This window comes from Pseudomonas migulae (assembly GCF_024169315.1).
GTDB classification, from domain to species: Bacteria; Pseudomonadota; Gammaproteobacteria; order Pseudomonadales; family Pseudomonadaceae; genus Aquipseudomonas; species Aquipseudomonas migulae_B.
Map to the genome: position 1 here is coordinate 5,506,490 of NZ_JALJWR010000001.1, position 17,146 is coordinate 5,523,635.

Annotated in this window: 13 protein-coding genes; 7 read left to right on the forward strand and 6 right to left on the reverse strand. The window is 61.4% G+C overall.

The annotated features are described in order from the left end of the window. Window positions 1–172: 172 nt before the first annotated feature. The 4 genes from J2Y86_RS25280 to J2Y86_RS25295 all read right to left on the reverse strand — a co-directional run bounded on the left by J2Y86_RS25280 (window position 173) and on the right by J2Y86_RS25295 (window position 4,312). Complete coding sequence (locus J2Y86_RS25280; RefSeq protein ID WP_017337013.1) at window positions 173–1,114, reverse strand: LysR family transcriptional regulator; 942 nt, start codon at window positions 1,112–1,114, stop codon at window positions 173–175. A 69-nt stretch (window positions 1,115–1,183) separates the two neighbouring features. Further along, window positions 1,184–2,713: a tripartite tricarboxylate transporter permease gene (locus tag J2Y86_RS25285; RefSeq protein ID WP_253437881.1), complete on the reverse strand. Its 1,530-nt coding sequence runs from the start codon at window positions 2,711–2,713 to the stop codon at window positions 1,184–1,186. Further along, entirely contained in the window at window positions 2,710–3,243 is a 534-nt protein-coding gene (locus tag J2Y86_RS25290; RefSeq protein ID WP_253437884.1) for a tripartite tricarboxylate transporter TctB family protein, read from the reverse strand. The genes J2Y86_RS25285 and J2Y86_RS25290 overlap by 4 nt, the downstream gene beginning before the upstream one ends. Before the next feature lie 52 nt (window positions 3,244–3,295). Then, on the reverse strand, window positions 3,296–4,312 hold the full coding sequence (locus tag J2Y86_RS25295) for a Bug family tripartite tricarboxylate transporter substrate binding protein (protein WP_253437887.1): 1,017 nt from the start codon (window positions 4,310–4,312) through the stop codon (window positions 3,296–3,298). 380 nt (window positions 4,313–4,692) lie between these two features. Between J2Y86_RS25295 and J2Y86_RS25300 the strand changes: the two genes are divergently transcribed. The 6 genes from J2Y86_RS25300 to J2Y86_RS25325 all read left to right on the forward strand — a co-directional run bounded on the left by J2Y86_RS25300 (window position 4,693) and on the right by J2Y86_RS25325 (window position 12,139). Further along, window positions 4,693–6,033: an MFS transporter gene (locus J2Y86_RS25300; RefSeq protein WP_253437890.1), complete on the forward strand. Its 1,341-nt coding sequence runs from the start codon at window positions 4,693–4,695 to the stop codon at window positions 6,031–6,033. Continuing rightward, window positions 6,026–6,982, forward strand: coding sequence for an amidohydrolase family protein (locus J2Y86_RS25305; protein ID WP_253437893.1), 957 nt, complete (start codon window positions 6,026–6,028; stop codon window positions 6,980–6,982). The genes J2Y86_RS25300 and J2Y86_RS25305 overlap by 8 nt, the downstream gene beginning before the upstream one ends. Beyond that, window positions 6,979–7,983 carry a 4-hydroxythreonine-4-phosphate dehydrogenase PdxA gene (locus tag J2Y86_RS25310; protein WP_253437896.1) on the forward strand — a complete coding sequence of 335 codons (1,005 nt, stop codon included), beginning with the start codon at window positions 6,979–6,981 and terminating at the stop codon, window positions 7,981–7,983. Before J2Y86_RS25305 ends, J2Y86_RS25310 begins: the two co-directional genes overlap by 4 nt. Window positions 7,984–8,314: 331 nt before the next feature. Beyond that, window positions 8,315–9,490: an L-rhamnonate dehydratase gene (locus J2Y86_RS25315; RefSeq protein WP_253437899.1), complete on the forward strand. Its 1,176-nt coding sequence runs from the start codon at window positions 8,315–8,317 to the stop codon at window positions 9,488–9,490. A 30-nt stretch (window positions 9,491–9,520) separates the two neighbouring features. Next, entirely contained in the window at window positions 9,521–10,516 is a 996-nt protein-coding gene (araD1, locus tag J2Y86_RS25320) for an AraD1 family protein (RefSeq protein ID WP_253437902.1), read from the forward strand. A 42-nt stretch (window positions 10,517–10,558) separates the two neighbouring features. Next, on the forward strand, window positions 10,559–12,139 hold the full coding sequence (locus J2Y86_RS25325) for an aldehyde dehydrogenase (NADP(+)) (protein ID WP_253437905.1): 1,581 nt from the start codon (window positions 10,559–10,561) through the stop codon (window positions 12,137–12,139). Between the two features lie 128 nt (window positions 12,140–12,267). Here J2Y86_RS25325 and J2Y86_RS25330 read toward each other — a convergent pair whose 3' ends face one another. Together J2Y86_RS25330 and J2Y86_RS25335 are read right to left on the reverse strand one after the other, a co-directional pair. Next, window positions 12,268–13,176 carry a DMT family transporter gene (locus J2Y86_RS25330; RefSeq protein WP_253437908.1) on the reverse strand — a complete coding sequence of 303 codons (909 nt, stop codon included), beginning with the start codon at window positions 13,174–13,176 and terminating at the stop codon, window positions 12,268–12,270. Between the two features lie 142 nt (window positions 13,177–13,318). Then, a complete protein-coding gene (locus J2Y86_RS25335; RefSeq protein ID WP_253437911.1) occupies window positions 13,319–14,944 on the reverse strand; it encodes a methyl-accepting chemotaxis protein in 1,626 nt (541 codons plus the stop codon). A gap of 399 nt (window positions 14,945–15,343) precedes the next feature. Between J2Y86_RS25335 and aceK the strand changes: the two genes are divergently transcribed. Beyond that, window positions 15,344–17,062 (forward strand): bifunctional isocitrate dehydrogenase kinase/phosphatase, encoded by a 1,719-nt coding sequence (gene aceK / locus J2Y86_RS25340; RefSeq protein WP_253437914.1) that lies wholly within the window; start codon window positions 15,344–15,346, stop codon window positions 17,060–17,062. The last annotated feature ends 84 nt before the right edge of the window (window positions 17,063–17,146 follow it).

Consider the following 17,146-nt stretch of genomic DNA (forward strand, 5'->3'; position numbering starts at 1 on the left):
AGGACCGGAGTAAGGGAATGGCGAGCCTTAGCGAGCCACCGTACGTCAGGGGCGCTTGGCGCTTGGTTACTTGGCGCTCTTCCAAGTGACCCGCTGTAAGAGCGGAACCAATAGCCGCCGTTACCCAAAAAACGGATATGTACCAAAAAAACCAGACCACCATCCGGCCTTGTTACTTGGTCAAAGCATGCTCCGCCCGCACCGAATTCATAAACGCCTGCATCGCCGACGACTGAATCCGATGACGCCGTGTAATCAACCCATACGGCGGCAACCGCGCTTCAAACTTGATCGGCAACACCGCCAGCAAATCCCGCCCCGGATAATCCTCGACCACCGACACCGGCGTCACACCGAGCATGTCAGTCTGCTGGATCAACGAGAGCAGGGTCATGATCGAGGTGGTTTCAACAATGCTGCTGGGAATGTCGACCCGCGCATTGTGGAACACCTGATTGATGATCGCGCGCATCGGGCTGGGTTGCTGTTGCAGCACCCAGGTCATGTTCTGTAATTCCGCCCAGCTCAGGTGCTTCTCCTGCGCCAACGGGTTCTGCGCGCCGGCAATGACGCACAACGCCTCTTCGCCGAGGCTGTCGAACAGCAACTCTTCGGCCCTCGCACCGGCCGGAATCCGCCCCAGCACGATGTCGAGTTGATCCTGCAACAGCGCCTGGACCAACACGTCGCTGGTGTCGACCTGAATGCTCATCGACAACCGTGGATGGCTTTGCTTCAAGGTGGCGATGGTGCGGGTCAACAACCCTGAGGCCAACGCCGGAATCGCGCCGACGGCGACCCGCCCAAGGTTGCCGGATTCCAGGGCGACCAGTTCTTCACGCATGCCGCTGAGTTCGGCAAACACCATGCGCGCGTAGTAGATGACGGTTTCCCCGAACGGGGTCGAGCGCATGCCGCGAGGCAGGCGTTCGAACAGTTCGACGCCAAGCAAGTCCTCGGCCTCGTGGAGCATCTTGGTCGCTGCCGGTTGGGTCATGCCGATGTGATCGGCGGCGCGGCGCAGCGAGCCGAATTCCTGCAATGCCAGCATCAGCCGCAGTTGGCGCAGACGCAGTCGACTGTGGATCACATTGGCATCAGGAATTCGGGTCATGGTCCGCGCTCGCATGAAAGACTGCGGCAAGCCTGACAACAAATGTCAGGCGTTGCCAGCATTGCTGTGTCACAGCACCGATTTGGTCTTGGCGACGGGCGGTTTACGCAGGCCCGTCAAGGCGCCGAGTGCCTTGGAAATCAGCGGCCAGAACAGCATCAGCAGCGCTGCCGTGGTCAGGCAACCCACCAACGGGTTGGACCAGAAAATCCCCAAGTGTCCGTCGGAGAACAGCATCGATTGACGGAACGCATCCTCAGCCTTGTCCCCCAGAACAGCGGCCAATACCAGTGGTGCAATCGGGTAACCGAGTTTCTTGAACAGATAACCCAGCGCGCCGAAGCCCAGCATCAACACCACGTCGAAGAACGAGTTGTGCACCGAGTACGCGCCGATGGCGCAGACCATGATGATGATTGGCGCAATGATCGAGAACGGAATGCGCAGGATCGAGGCGAACAGCGGCACGGTGGCCAACACCACGATCAGGCTCACCACGTTGCCCAGGTACATGCTCGCAATCAGGCCCCAGACAAAATCGTGCTGCTCGACGAACAATGTCGGGCCAGGGTGCAAGCCCCAGATCATCAACCCGCCGAGCATTACCGCCGCCGTGGCAGATCCTGGAATGCCCAGGGTCAGCATCGGCAACAGGGCGCTGGTGCCAGCGGCGTGGTCAGCGGTTTCCGGAGCGATCACGCCTTCGAGTTCACCCTTGCCGAAGTTCTCGCGGTTTTTTGAAAAACGCCGCGCCAGGCTGTAGCTCATGAACGAGGCCGCCGTCGGGCCGCCGGGGGTGATGCCCATCCAGCAACCGACCAAAGTGCTGCGCACAATCGTCCACCAGTAGCGCGGCAACTTCGCCCACGTGCGCAGGATCACCATCGGCGTAATGCGCGCATGTTCGCCGCGGAACACCAGGCCTTCCTCGACGGTGCAGAGGATTTCGCCGATACCGAACAACCCGATGACCGCCACTTCAAAACTGATCCCGGTCATCAGGATCGGCTGGTCGAAGGTCAGGCGCAGGTTGCCGGACACGGTGTCCATGCCGACCGCCGCCATGGCGAAACCGATCATCATCGCCACCACGGTTTTCAGCGGCGGGTTCTTGCTCATGCCGATGAAGGTGCAGAACGCCAACAGGTACACCGCGAAGAATTCCGGCGAGCTGAATGACATGGCGAACGCGGCAATCTTGGTCGAGAGGAAGGTCAGCAGCAACACCCCGGCCAGTGCACCCAGCAACGCCGAACTGAACGCAGCGGTCAGGGCCTCGGCAGCGCGACCTTCGCGGGCCATCGGGTAGCCGTCAAACGTCGTCGCCACCGATGAGGGCTCGCCGGGTATGTTGAACAGGATCGAGGTGATCGAGCCGCCAAACAGCGCGCCCCAATACATGCACGACAGCAGGATGATCGCCGACACCGGCGACATGGTGAATGTCAGTGGCAGCAACAATGCCACGCCATTGGGGGCACCGAGGCCAGGCAAAACGCCGACCAGAATGCCCAGCAGCACGCCGATCACCATCAGGCCGATGTGGCCCGGGGTCAGGATCAGGTTCATGCCTTGCAGCAGGGAATCGAATTCGCTCATTTGAAGCTTCTCCCGGCCAGAGTAATCCAGTCGCCCATCGGGCCGGCATCCAGCGGGACCTTGAACCACAGCGCGAAAATCAGGTAGCTGGCCAGTACCGCGCCGAGGGATACGCTGCCGATCATCAACTTGCCGTAAGGCTTGGTGCGGACCTTGTCACGCCACATGAACCAGGCAATGAAACAGGCCGACGCCACGTAGATGCCGGTGAACGGCATGGCACCCACGAACAGCGCAATCGGGATGAACACCGACAGCACTTGTTTGAACGCATTGCGGCTGACGAATGCAAGGCCCAGGGCTTTCCAGCGCACCAGCGTCCATACGCCGTTGGCCACGCTCGCGGCGCTCAGCATCAGGCCGATGTAGAAGGGAAAGTAACCCGGCTCGGGGCCGGAATCGCCCCAGCCGATACCTTGTTCGACACTGCCGAACATCACCACCACGCCGATCAGCGCAGTGAAGACGGCCAGGCCGAGTTCGACCCAGTGGGTACCGACCAGCGCCGGTGAATCCGAAGAATGGGACATGAAGACACCTCCAGAGGTGACGGCCGTGCGCAGGCGGACGGCCGTGGGCAACTCAGTTTTTCAGCCAGCCGGCTTCTTTGAACACCGGGGTGACGCGGGCGGTGTCTTTCTCAATGTAGGCGGTCAGCGGCTCGCCTTCGAGGAAGGTCGGCACCAGCGCGTTCTGTTTGACGTAGGCCTTGAACTCCGGAGTCTCGGTGACTTTGCGCATCAGCTCGACATAGAACGCTCGCTGCTCGGCGGTGACTTCGCCAGGCATGAACACCGTGCGCGGGAAGCGATACTGATCGATGCCAAGGCCCTGTTCGTGGCAGGTCGGCACATCGGCCCAGGATTTGTCGCCGGCGACCTTTTCGGTATAGCTCATGCGTTCCTGACTGAACACGCAGAGCGGTTCGACTTGATCACCGCGCCATTGGCTGATGCTTTCGCTGGGGTTGTTGACGTTGGCGGCGATGTGTTTGCCGGCCAGTTGGGTCGCGGCTTCACTGCCGCTCTTGAACGGGATGTACACCAGTTTGCTGTTGTTGGTCTGGTTCAGCAGCAGGGTCAGGGTCTGGTCGACATCCTTGGACTGGCTGCCGCCCATGCGCAGGTTCGACGGGTCAGCCTTCACCGCTTCGTAGAAGCCTTTGGCATCCTTCCACGGCGCGCCCTTGTAGCTCCAGAGAATGAAGTCGTCCTCGGCCACGGCGGCAATGGGGGTCAGTTCCTGCCATTGATAGCCGAGCTTGGACACCAGTGGCAGCAGGTAGATGTTGTTGGTGCCGATCACCAGTTTTTCCGGATCGCCCTTGTTCATTTTCAGGTCGAGGAAGGCTTCGGCGCCATTGCCGCCACCCTTGTTGAGGACGATGGTGTTGACGTCGAGAAACTTGTGAGTGGTGATGATCGACTGGATCAGCCGACCGAGTTGATCGGTGCCACCACCGGGACCACCGGCGACGACGATTTCAACGTTCTTGTCCGGCTGCCAGGCAGCGTTGGCAAGAGCGGGAAGGGTTCCGGCGGCGACCAGCGTGCAGCCAAGAAACAGACGGGATGTGCGACGGACGAATGCATTTCGCATGATGGAAGGCCTCGTTTTTGTAGTTGTTATGAGTGACTTGTCGGTGTTCAAAAGCTGCAAGCCTGGACTGAGTGTGGGAAGCCTCCGCCGCGGCGTCTAGTCAAAACAATACATACACCGATAGCCTGCGGTTATAGGTCCGAATGGCCAATTTCGCCATGATCGCCAAGGCCTTTGCGCCAGAGCGGTTTGAGAGGAAAGTCAGGGTAGGCGCTGCCCATTGAAAGCCCCCTGAAAGCAGGGCGTGACATAACCCGAGGCTATCGCCGTATTTCAAGTTTTGATTAGACGGTTATCACTGAGCCTTCGATAGTGCTCACCAACGCCGCCTGAAGCGGCAATGCTGCATCTCAAAAAAATAATAAGTCGAGGTACGCACCATGGCCCGTCCCAGTGCTTCCCTGCATCTGCCCGGCGCAGTTGCCCAGCCCGCCGCAGCGGGCACACCGCTGACCGGCACGACCAAGGCCAGCAGTGTGCGCTGGCGGATCTTCGCGATCATCTTCGCGCTGACCATGGTCAACCTGATCGATCGGGTGTCGCTGTCGATTGCGATGCCGACCATCGCCCATGAGTTTTCCCTGTCGCCGAGCATGCAAGGGTTGATCCTCAGCAGTTTCTTCTGGGCGTATGCGCTGTTGCAGATTCCTGGCGGGTGGATGATCGATCGCTTCGGGCCGCATCGGGTCATCAGTTGGTCCACGGGGTTGTGGGGCACCTTTCAAGTGTTGGCGGCGTTTGCCACGGGCGGGTTGTCGTTGCTGTTCGCCCGGGTGGCGCTGGGTGCTGCCGAGGCGCCGTTGTTTCCTTCGGGCGGCAAGCTGATTTCCCTGTGGCTGGCGCCGAGCGAGCGCAGTCGCGGCGCGGTGCTGATGGACAGTGGCAGCCCGCTGGGCGTGGCGCTCGGCGGGTTGATCATTGCCTACCTGATTGCTTCGCTGGACTCGTGGCGTCTGGCATTCGTGATCGCCGGTATCGCGACACTGGTGCTGGCCTGGCTGGCGCGGCGTTATCTGCGCGATGACCCGGCCAGTCACCCGCAAGTGAATGCCGAAGAACTCGAGAAGATCAACGCCGGGCGCGCGACGCCTGCTGCCGAAGCGGCGCGTGTGCCGGTCAAAGGCCTCGGAATCGCCGCCCGTTCCCTGAGCGGTTTGCTCATCGGACGTGCCAGTTGGGCGATGGTGTATTTCGGCTTGCTGACCTGGGGCCCGAGTTATCTGGCGCAGGCCCGAGGCTTCGACATCAAAGGCATTGGCGCGGCGACGTTCGTGATTTTCGTGTGCGGCGCGCTGGGTTCGTTGACCGGTGGTTTCCTCTGCGACGGGCTGATCCGCAAAGGCGTCAGTCGCGGTGTCGCGGTCAAGAGCCTGCTGGCATTTTCCGGCGTGGTCGCCCTCGGTGCGTTCCTGTTGCTGCCGACCCTGACTGACCCATTCGCCGCGGTGGCGCTGTTGGCCATGACTGCGTTTTTCCTGATGTGGGGCAGCCTCTACTGGAGTTTCCCGGCATTGCTGGCGGCACCGGCGCGGGTCGGGTTGATCGGCGGCGTGATGAACATGGCCGGCAGCACCGGCGGAATTGCAGTACCGATCCTGGTCGGCGTGATCCTGCAAATGGCCGGTGGCTTTGCGCCGGTGCTGGGGTTCTTCGCGGCCTGTTCGGCAGTCTTCGTGCTGGCCACATTGTTCATCAGCCTCGACGAGGTGCGGCATGACTAAGCTGTATGACGGTCCGATCATCGACGCCCATCACCACTTCTGGGATCCGACGATCAATCACCATCCGTGGCTCGCCCCCGAAGCCGACATCCCGTTTCGCTACGGGGACTACAGCGCGATCAAGCGGCGTTATTTTCCCGACGATTATTTCGCCGATGCCGGCTCGCATAACGTCGTGCAAACGGTGTACATCGAGACCGAATGGGACCCGCAAGACCCGATTGGCGAAACCCGTTTCATCGAAGGTCTTGCCGCGCGCTACGGCGTTCCGAATGCCATCGTCGCGCAGGCCTGGCTCGATCATCCGGACGCCATCGCGGTGCTCACCGAACAGGCGAGTTTCAAGGGTGTACGCAGCGTGCGCCACAAACCCGGCGGGCCGACCTCGACCGCGCAGGTCGGCCATGTGCGCAGCCTGATGAGCGATGAGCACTGGCGGCGCAGTTACGCTGCATTGCAAGGGTTGGGGCTGCATTTCGATTTGCAGACACCCTGGTGGAACCTGTTCGAAGCCGAACGGCTGGCCAGGGACTTTCCCGGCACCACGCTGATCCTCAACCACGCCGGTTTGCCCAATGACCGCAGCGCCGAAGGCCTGGCCGGCTGGCGCCTGGCAATGGCGCGGCTGGCCGAGTGGCCGAACGTGCAGGTGAAGATTTCCGGCCTGGGCCTGAAAGGGCAGGCGTGGCGCGCCAAAGACAACGCGTGGATCGTGCGCGAAGTGATCGCCATGTTTGGCACCGATCGGGTGATGTTCGCCAGCAACTTCCCGGTCGATAGCCTGTGCGGCTCGTTCGATGACATCTACAGCGGTTTCAGATCCATCGTTGCCGATCTGCCACACGCTGATCAGCAGCGACTTTTCTACAGCAACGCGCAGCGGGTTTATCGCTGCGAGCCTTGCGCCATTGACCGTACATGGCCCGAACCCTTGAGGAGTGAAGCATGAACAAGACAACCATCGCGATGGTCCTGGGCGACCCGGCGGGCATCGGCCCGGAACTGATCGCACGCCTGCTCGCCGAACCTCAGGTTCGCAGCCAGGCCAACGTGATCCTGATTGCCGACGAGGCGGAAATGCGTCGCGGCATGCGCATCGCGGGGGCGGAGTTTCCTTACCGTCGTGTGGAGTCGCTGGATCAGCTGTCATTTGTCGATGACACGCCGCTGTTCTACGACTTTTGCGGCGACACGATCGGTGAGTTCCCGCGCAGCGAAGCCAGTGTCATCGGCGGCCGCTACAGCCTCGACACCCTGGAAAAAGCCCTGCGCCTGACCGAGGCCGGCACCACCGATGCCATCCTGTTCGGGCCATTGAACAAGACCTCGTTGCACATGGCCGGCATGGCCCACAACGATGAGCTGCACTGGTTCGCCGAGCTGCTGGATTTCCACGGGCCGTTTTGCGAGTTCAACGTGCTCGACAATCTGTGGACGTCGCGAGTGACGTCCCATGTGGCGCTGGCCGAGGTGCCGGGCATGTTGACTCAAGCGCGGGTGGTGGAAGCGATCCAGCTGATCGACACCGCGCTGAAGCGCAACGGCCTGGAAAAACCGCGCATCGGCGTCTGTGGCTTGAACCCGCACAATGGCGACAACGGCTCGTTCGGGCGCGAAGAACTGGACATCATCGGCCCGGCGGTTCGCTCGGCGCAGGCGTTGGGGATTGCGGCTGAAGGTCCCTATCCGGGCGACACGATTTTCCTCAAGGTCCAGGGCGATGCCAGCGCCTTCGACGCGGTGGTGACGATGTACCACGACCAGGGACAGATCGCGATCAAGTTGATGGGCTTCTCCCGCGGGGTGACGGTGCAGGGTGGCTTGCCGATTCCGATTACCACGCCGGCCCACGGCACCGCGTTCGATATCGCGGGGCAGGGCAAGGCCAATGTCGGGGCGATCCGCCAAGCGTTCGAGATCGCGTGCCGGATGGGCGGTAACAGCTACTAAGCGCGTTCTATAAAGCAACACAACTCCAATGTGGGAGCGGGCTTGCTCGCGAATGCGGTGTGTCAGGCAGCATTAATGTCGACTGACACACCGCATTCGCGAGCAAGCCCGCTCCCACATTTTTTTTGTGTGATGGCTGATAACCCGATCTACCGGATAACCCGTTTATGCGATCACCCCAGGTTATCGACGGATGTGCATAAGTGATTATCCGCACCCCCAAGCGCTGGCTAAAGTCGCTCCATCGAATGCCGGATCCCGCCACCCGAGCGGCTCTGCGCACAAGACTCAAACAACTACAAAAAGCCGGCAGCGCAAGGAATCCGTACCCATGAAAATCACAGCAATCCGTACCCGCGTTTTCGAGTGGAAAGGCAAAGTCGTCCCGCCTCAAGCGCACTTCTGCACCAACGCCAGCGACATCCTGTTCGAGCGCGGCGACGCCATGGGCTCGTTCCGTTTCCACGGTTGGCTGGTGGTGGAAGTAGAGACCGACACCGGTCTTGTCGGCATCGGTAACTGCGCCCTGGCACCGCGTGTGGCCAAGGAAATCATCGACACTTACCTGGCGCCGATCGCTATCGGTGAAGACCCGTTCGACAACGAATACATCTGGCAGAAGATGTACCGCCAGAGCCACGCCTGGGGCCGCAAAGGCATCGGCATGGCGGCGATCTCGGCGATCGACATCGCCATCTGGGACATCATGGGCAAAGCGGTGAACAAACCGGTGTTCAAACTGCTCGGCGGCCGCACCAAGGAAAAGATCTGGACCTACGCCTCCAAGCTCTACGCCAACGACAACCTCGACCTGTTCCTCGAAGAAGCCCAGGGCTATCTGAATCAGGGTTTCACCGCGCTGAAAATGCGCTTCGGCTACGGCCCGAAAGACGGCCCGGCGGGCATGCGCAAGAACATCGAACAAGTGCGCGCCCTGCGTAACCTGGCCGGCCCGGACATCGACATCATGCTCGAATGCTACATGGGCTGGACCCTGGAGTATGCGCGTCGCATGTTGCCGAAACTGGCCGAGTTCGAACCGCGCTGGCTGGAAGAACCGGTGATTGCCGACGACATCGAAGGCTATATCGAGCTGAAAAAAATGGGGATCATGCCGATCTCCGGCGGCGAGCATGAGTTCACCTCGTACGGCTTCAAAGACCTGCTGGAACGCCGCGCCGTGGACGTGATCCAGTACGACACCAACCGCGTCGGCGGCATCACCGCCGCGCGCAAGATCAACGCCATGGCCGAAGCCTGGTCGGTGCCGGTGATCCCGCACGCCGGGCAGATGCACAACTATCACCTGACCATGTCCACCACCGCCTCGCCGATGGCCGAGTTCTTCCCGGTGTTCGACGTCGAGGTCGGCAACGAACTCTTCTACTACGTGTTCAAGGGCGAGCCGCAACCGGTCAACGGCTACATCCAGCTCGACGACAACACGCCAGGTCTGGGCCTGGAAATCTCCGATGAATATTTAAGCGACTTCAACATCATCGAGTGACCCACATCCCTGACTTTATGGAGGGCCGTCATGCGCCTGATTCAATTTGAAAACTCTGCCGGTGAGCGCCAGGTCGGCGTCGTACAGGGCTCACAGGTCCAGGTGTTGAAAGGCACCCGCAGCACCCGAGAACTGGCACTCGCTGCGATCCGCGCCCAACGCAGCTTGCAGGAAGAAGTCTCTTCACGCGGCACCGAGGCTGGGCCGGATTACGCGCAGCTGTTGCAGCAGGGCCAGGTCCTGCCGCCGCTGGACCACGAGGACCCGGCCCATTGCCTGATCAGCGGCACCGGCCTGACCCATCTGGGCAGCGCCTCGGCACGGGACAAGATGCACCAGCAGGACGGCGCCGTCGAAGCCGGCATGACCGACACCATGCGCATTTTCAAGTGGGGCCTGGAGGGTGGAAAACCCGCCGTCGGCCAGGTCGGCGCGCAACCGGAATGGTTCTACAAGGGCGACGGCAGCATCGTCGTGCGCCCCGGTGCGGACTTCCCGGTGCCACCGTTTGCCGAGGATGCTGGCGAGGAACCCGAGCTGACCGGGCTCTATGTGATCGGCGACGACGGCCAGCCGTATCGTGTCGGTTATGCGCTGGGCAACGAGTTCTCCGACCATGTCATGGAGCGGCGCAATTACCTTTACCTCGCCCATTCGAAGCTGCGCTTTTGCGCCTACGGTCCGGAGCTGCGCGTCGGCGAGTTGCCCCGGCATCTGGCCGGCACCAGCCGCATCATTCGCGACGGCGAAACCCTTTGGGAAAAAGAGTTTCTGAGCGGCGAAGACAACATGTGCCACAGCCTCGCCAACCTCGAATTCCATCACTTCAAGTACGCGCAGTTTCTGCGCCCCGGCGATGTCCACGTGCATTACTTCGGCACCGCCACGCTGTCATTTGCCGACGGGGTGAAAACCCAGCCGGGCGATCGCTTCCAGATCAGCCTCGATGCGTTCGGCGCACCGCTGGAAAACGGCATCGGCGAAAGCGCCCAGCCATTGGCCATCGGTCAGGTTCGTGCGCTTTAAGCTTTCAACCACCGGCGCTGCCAGCCGGTCAAGGAATCACTCATGACCACGCTAATTGGACACAACTATATCGGCGGTCGTCGCAGCGCCAACGGTACGTTGCAGCTGCAGAGTCTCGACGCGACCACCGGTGAACCGCTGCCCGGCAGCTTCTTCCAGGCCACTGAGGCCGAAGTGGATGCCGCCGCCAAAGCTGCCGCCGCGGCGTACCCGGTCTACCGCAACCTGAGCGCGGAAAAACGCGCGACCTTCCTCGACGCCATCGCCGATGAAATCGATGCGCTGGGGGACGATTTCGTCGCCACGGTGTGCCGTGAAACGGCGTTGCCGGCCGGGCGCATTCAGGGTGAGCGCGGACGCACCAGCGGCCAGATGCGCCTGTTCGCCAAGGTTCTGCGGCGGGGTGATTTCTACGGTGCGCGGATTGACCGGGCATTACCGGATCGCCAGCCGTTGCCGCGTCCGGATCTGCGCCAGTACCGCATCGCCATCGGCCCGGTTGCGGTGTTCGGCGCCAGCAACTTTCCGCTCGCTTTCTCGACGGCGGGTGGCGATACCGCCTCGGCGTTGGCCGCCGGTTGCCCGGTGGTGTTCAAGGCGCACAGCGGGCACATGGCGACCGCCGAGTGGGTGGCGGATGCGATCATCCGCGCCGCCGAACGCACTGAAATGCCGGCCGGCGTGTTCAACATGATTTATGGCGGCGGCGTCGGCGAGTGGCTGGTCAAGCACCCGGCGATTCAGGCGGTGGGTTTCACCGGTTCACTCAAGGGCGGTAATGCCCTGAGCCACATGGCCGCGACCCGGCCGCAACCGATCCCGGTGTTCGCCGAGATGTCGAGCATCAACCCGGTGTTCCTGTTGCCCGAAGCCCTCAAGGTGCGGGGCGAGCAGATCGCTGTGCAGCTGGCCGGTTCGGTGACGTTGGGCTGCGGACAGTTCTGCACCAATCCGGGTCTGGTCATCGGTCTGCGCTCACCGCAGTTCAGCGCCTTCCTCGAAACGTTGTGCGCCAACATGAACCAGCAACCGGCGCAAACCATGCTCAACGCCGGCGCACTCGTCAGCTACGGCAAAGGCCTGGGCGAGTTGCACGAACATCCTGGGCTGACGCACCTGGCGGGTAAACCGCAGCAGGGCAATCAGGCTCAACCGCAGGTGTTCAAGGCCGATGTCAGCCTGTTGCTCAAGGGTGATGAACTGCTTCAGGAAGAGGTGTTCGGGCCGACCACCATCGTCATTGAAGTCGAAGACCCGGCGCAACTCGCGGCAGCGCTGCACGGTTTGCGCGGGCAACTGACGGCGACGCTGATCGGCGAGGCCGAAGAGCTCCTGGAGTACCGCTGGCTGGCTGAATTGCTGCAGGAAAAAGTCGGGCGGATTTTGCTCAATGGCTATCCGACCGGGGTCGAGGTGTGTGAGGCGATGGTGCATGGCGGGCCGTATCCGGCGACGTCGGATTCGCGGGGGACGTCGGTGGGAACGCTGGCGATCGATCGATTCCTGCGGCCGGTGTGCTTCCAGAATTACCCGGATGCGTTGTTGCCAGAGGCATTGCAGAACGCTAATCCGTTGGGGATTCGGCGGTTGGTGGATGGGGAGGTGAGTCAGTCAGCCCTATAGTGATTGAGCGGACGCCATCGCGGGCAAGCCTCGCTCCTACGGTTTTGAGTCGTTCCCGCTGATCGCGAACGACATAAAACTGTAGGAGCGAGGCTTGCCCGCGAAGGCGTCATCAGCATCACCACAAATTACTTGGCAGCCACCGCTGCAGCCTTCACCACCGTAGTCTTCAACACCAACCACAACGCCGCCGCAATCAACACCCCGCCATAAATGTGCGCCATCGACAGCGGCTCATCCAGCAACAACGCCCCCCACAACACCCCGAATGGCGGGATCAGGAAGGTCGTGGTCATCGATTTCACCGGCCCGACCGAGCTGAGCAGGCGGAAGTAAATAATGTACGCCAACGCGGTACATACCAGCCCCAATCCCAGCAACGACAGCCACACACTCCAGCCGCCCCAGCTCGCCGGCGGCTGGCTGATCACGCTGTAACCGAACAGCGGCAGCAGGAACAACGTCGCGCCGAGCATACTGCCCACTGCGGAAAGACGACTGTCGAGACCACCCGCCTGATCGAGCCAGCGGCGGGCAAGGAACCCGGCGAAGCCATAACAGGTGGTGGCGAGCAGGCAGGCGAGGGCGCCCATCAGCAGTTGCAGGTCAAACGCCACCGGCCCGGCACGGGTCAGAATGCCCACGCCCAGCAAACCGAGAAACACCCCGCCCAGCTTGGCGGCGGTGAGTCGTTCACTGAAGAACAGACCGCCAATCAATACGCCCATCAATGGCGTGGTGGCGTTGAAGATGGCCGAGTAACCGGCCGGCAGCACCTGGGCCGCCACGGAATAGAGGGTCGCCGGGATCCCGGAGTTGATCACCCCGAGCAGCATCACGGTTTTCAGTTTGCCCTTGAAATCCCAGCTGATGCGCATCAACCCGAGGATCACCAGCAACCCCGCCGCCGCGATCGAGACGCGGAAAAACGCCGTGGGCACGCTGCCGATCACCGGGGCAATGATGCGCATGAACAGGAAACTCGCGCCCCAGATGGCGGCCAGCGACAGTAAACGAACGATATCGACAGGGCTCACGACGCACTCCTTCCTTGATGGGGACGAGAGTGTTGCCGAGAGCCTTGCCTATGGCAACCGAAAAACCGGCACTCAATTTTTGTGGCGAGGGAGCTTGCTCACGCTCTGCGCACTCAAGCGGGAGCAAGCTCCCTCGCCACCGTTAAACCTGAAATCGGGTGACTAGCCCGTTGAGGTCGACCGCCAGCCGCGACAGTTCCTGACTGGCGGCGGACGTCTGGGTGGCACCGGCGGCGGTCTGGGTCGAGAGGTCGCGAATGTTCACCAGGTTCTGATCCACTTCCCGGGCCACCAGTGCTTGCTGCTCGGCGGCGCTGGCGATGACCAGGTTGCGCTCGTTGATCTGCGAGATCGACGCGGTGATTTTCTCCAGGGCCTGGCCGGCACCGTTGGCCCGGCGCAAGGTCTGGCTGGCGTGCTCGGCGCTGCTTTGCAACGCGGTGACCGTGGCCCCAGTGCCTTGCTGGATGTTGTTGATCATCAGTTCGATTTCTTCGGTGGAGTTCTGGGTGCGTTGTGCCAGCGAACGCACTTCATCGGCCACCACCGCAAAGCCGCGTCCGGCTTCACCGGCGCGAGCGGCTTCGATGGCCGCGTTGAGCGCCAGCAGGTTGGTCTGCCCGGCGATTGCGCGGATCACTTCCAGGACTTTGCTGATGTCCTGCGCCTGAACCGCCAACCCCTCGGCCTGTTCCGAGGCGCCGAGCACTTCGCTGACCAGCCCCTGAATCGAGGTGATGGTTTCACTGACCTGCACGTGCCCGTGCTTGCTGTCTTCGTTCGACGCCCGGGAAGCTTCGGCGCTGGACACGGCATTCGCGGCGACTTCGTCCACTGCAGTGCTCATCTCGGTGACAGCCGTGGCGGCCATCTCGATTTGGTCATTCTGCTGCTGCAGGCCTCGGGTACTTTCCTCCATCACCGAGCTCATTTCCTCGGCCGCCGACGCCAGTTGCCGCGCCGAATCGCTGATGCCGCGAATGGTGGTGCGCAGGTTGCCTTGCATCTCGGCGAGGGCGTCGAGCAATTGTGCAGCTTCGTCCTTGCCGGTGCTGTCAATCTGTCCACTGAGGTCGCCCGAGGCAATCCGACGCGCCACCTGCAGCGCCTGATTGATGGGCGCCGTGATGCTGCGCGTCAGCAGCCAGGCCAGAAGCAGCGTGGCGATCAGCGCGACGACGATGATTGTGCCGACGATCCATTGCGCACGCTGGTACATCAACGCTGCCGCGTCCGCGGCAGCATCGGCGCCTTGCTGATTGAAACTGATCATCGACTCCAGGGATTTATCCAGCACGCCGCCCTGCGGAGCCAGTTCATTGTTAAGGCGGGTGTAGGCCTGGTCATCCTGGCCCGCATCGATCTGCACGATGATCTGGTCGAGGATCGCCAGGTACTTGGCGACGGCGGCGTTCAGGCTGTCGAGCATGGCCCGTTCCTGGTCGCTGGACAGCAGCGTCTTGTGGTCGTTGAGGCGCTTTTGCAGTTCCTGGCGTTGGGCGCTGAGAACGCCTTTGCTCTTTTCCCGCACGGCGCTCTGGTGGTTGGCGATCAAGCGCAACGATTCCAGGCGGATGGTGGCGATGTTGGCCGCGCTGTCATGGATGCTCTCGATGCTCGGCATCCACGATTCCTCGATGACCGTCGCACTCTCGCGCAGGGTCGCCATCTGACCCAGGCCGAACAGTCCGACCAGCACCAGAAGGCTGGCCAACACGGCAAAACTCAAGCTCGCGCGCAAACCTATGCGCATATTCCTTATAGGCATCTAAAGTGCTCCTTGGGCATTTTGGGAGGTAGTCCTCGTGTACCGAGGATCTTGTTTTTAGGCGGGTGAAGGCGGGTGTATATCAAAGAGCCATCATCTTGGTAAGGCCGATTCTCGAGCGCTTTTCACTTCAGGGAAAAGCAGAAAGCGCAGCGGCTGTCGATCGCGTAAGCGCGGGTTGGATCCGAAAGCCTGATAATCAGAGGGCTGTAGATGAATCGATTAAGTAGTGGAGCGATGACTGCAGAGGATGTTTGCTGACCGAACGGTCGATTAAAAAAACTCGAAAAAAACACCACTCCTGAGTGATTCATTTATTTTCTGACCGAAATTACGCTTCTCCTGCACCCGGTTCACTGGCTAAGCTCAGGCCTTCCGAATTCCCGCAGAGGTCTCACCATGCCGCAGCAATGGCCAGCCGCCGACATCGCTCGAATGATCCTCGATGGCTTTGACGATTACCGCGAGCATTTCCGCCAGATCACCGACGGCGCCCGGGCTCGCTTCGAGCAGGCCAAGTGGCAGGAGGCGCAGGTCGCCTCGGCGGCGCGGATCAACCTCTACGAAGAGAAAGTCAGCGAAACGGTCGACCGGCTGCACGTCGCTTTCGACGCCGATACGCTGGATGTCAGCTGCTGGCCCCTGGTCAAAAGCGCCTACATCAGCCTGATCGACCTGCGCTTCGACGATGAACTGTCCGAGACCTGGTACAACTCTATCTTCTGCGGGCTGTTCAGCCATGACCTGATCAGCGACGGCTGCATGTTCATCCACACCACCCGGCCGAGCCTGCGTCGGGCGCGCGCCGCGCAGACCCGCACCTACAAGCCCCAGGGCAAGCTGTCCGACATGCTGGCGAGCATTTTTGCCGACTATCGCTTCAGCGAGGATTACGCCGATCTGTCGGGCGACTTGCATCGTCTCGAAGCACAATTGCGCGAGAACCTGCCGGACTGGGTGTGCAAGGACCCGGAACTCAACGTCGAGTTGTTTTCTTCGGTGCTTTACCGCAACAAGGGCGCGTACCTGGTGGGCCGAATTTTCACCCGGGACGAGCAGTGGCCGCTGGTGATTCCGCTGCTGCACCGCGAAGGGCGGGGGATTCAGATCGATGCGTTGATCACCGATGAAGCCGACGTGTCGATCATCTTCTCGTTCACCCGTTCGTACTTCATGGTCGACGTGCCGGTGCCGGCGGAGTTCATCGGTTTCCTGCGGCGCATTCTGCCGGGCAAGCACATCGCCGAGTTGTACACCTCGATCGGTTTCTACAAACACGGTAAATCCGAGTTCTACCGGGCGCTGATCAACCACCTGGCCAACACCGACGACCAGTTCATCATGGCCCCCGGTGTGCGCGGCATGGTGATGAGCGTGTTCACCTTGCCGGGGTTCAACACCGTATTCAAAATCATCAAGGACCGTTTCTCGCCGTCGAAAAACGTCGACCGCGCGACGGTGATCGAGAAGTACCGTCTGGTGAAAAGTGTCGACCGGGTCGGGCGCATGGCCGATACCCAGGAGTTCGCCGACTTCCGTTTCCCGTTGAGCAAGTTCGACCCGGCGTGTCTGGAAGAATTGCTCGAGGTGGCCGCCTCCACGGTCTCGGTGGAGGACGACACCGTGTTGATCCGCCACTGCTGGACCGAACGGCGGATGACGCCGTTGAACCTGTATCTGGAAAACGCCAACGAGGCGCAGGTGCGCGAGGCGCTGGAAGATTACGGTCTGGCGATCAAGCAACTGGCTGCGGCGAACATCTTTCCCGGCGACATGCTGCTGAAAAACTTCGGCGTCACCCGTCACGGTCGCGTGGTGTTTTATGACTACGACGAGATCTGCTTCCTGACCGAAGCCAACTTCCGCCACATCCCGCAACCGCGCACGCCGGAAGATGAGATGGCGTCCGAACCGTGGTATTCGATCGGACCGCTGGATGTCTTCCCCGAGGAGTTTCCGCCGTTCCTGTTCGCCGATTCCGGTCAGCGGCGCTTGTTCGATCAGTTGCATGGCGAGTTGTACAACGCCGATTACTGGAAAAGCCTGCAGGAAGCCATTCGCGGCGGCAAAGTGATCGATGTGTTCCCGTATCGGCGCAAAGGCCTGGATAACGAATAACGCACTCTGAGTGAATCCCTTGGCCACAAAAGCAGGTTGCATTCGTCGCCGCGTGCGCAAATCTGCGACAATCCGCCCCCTGCG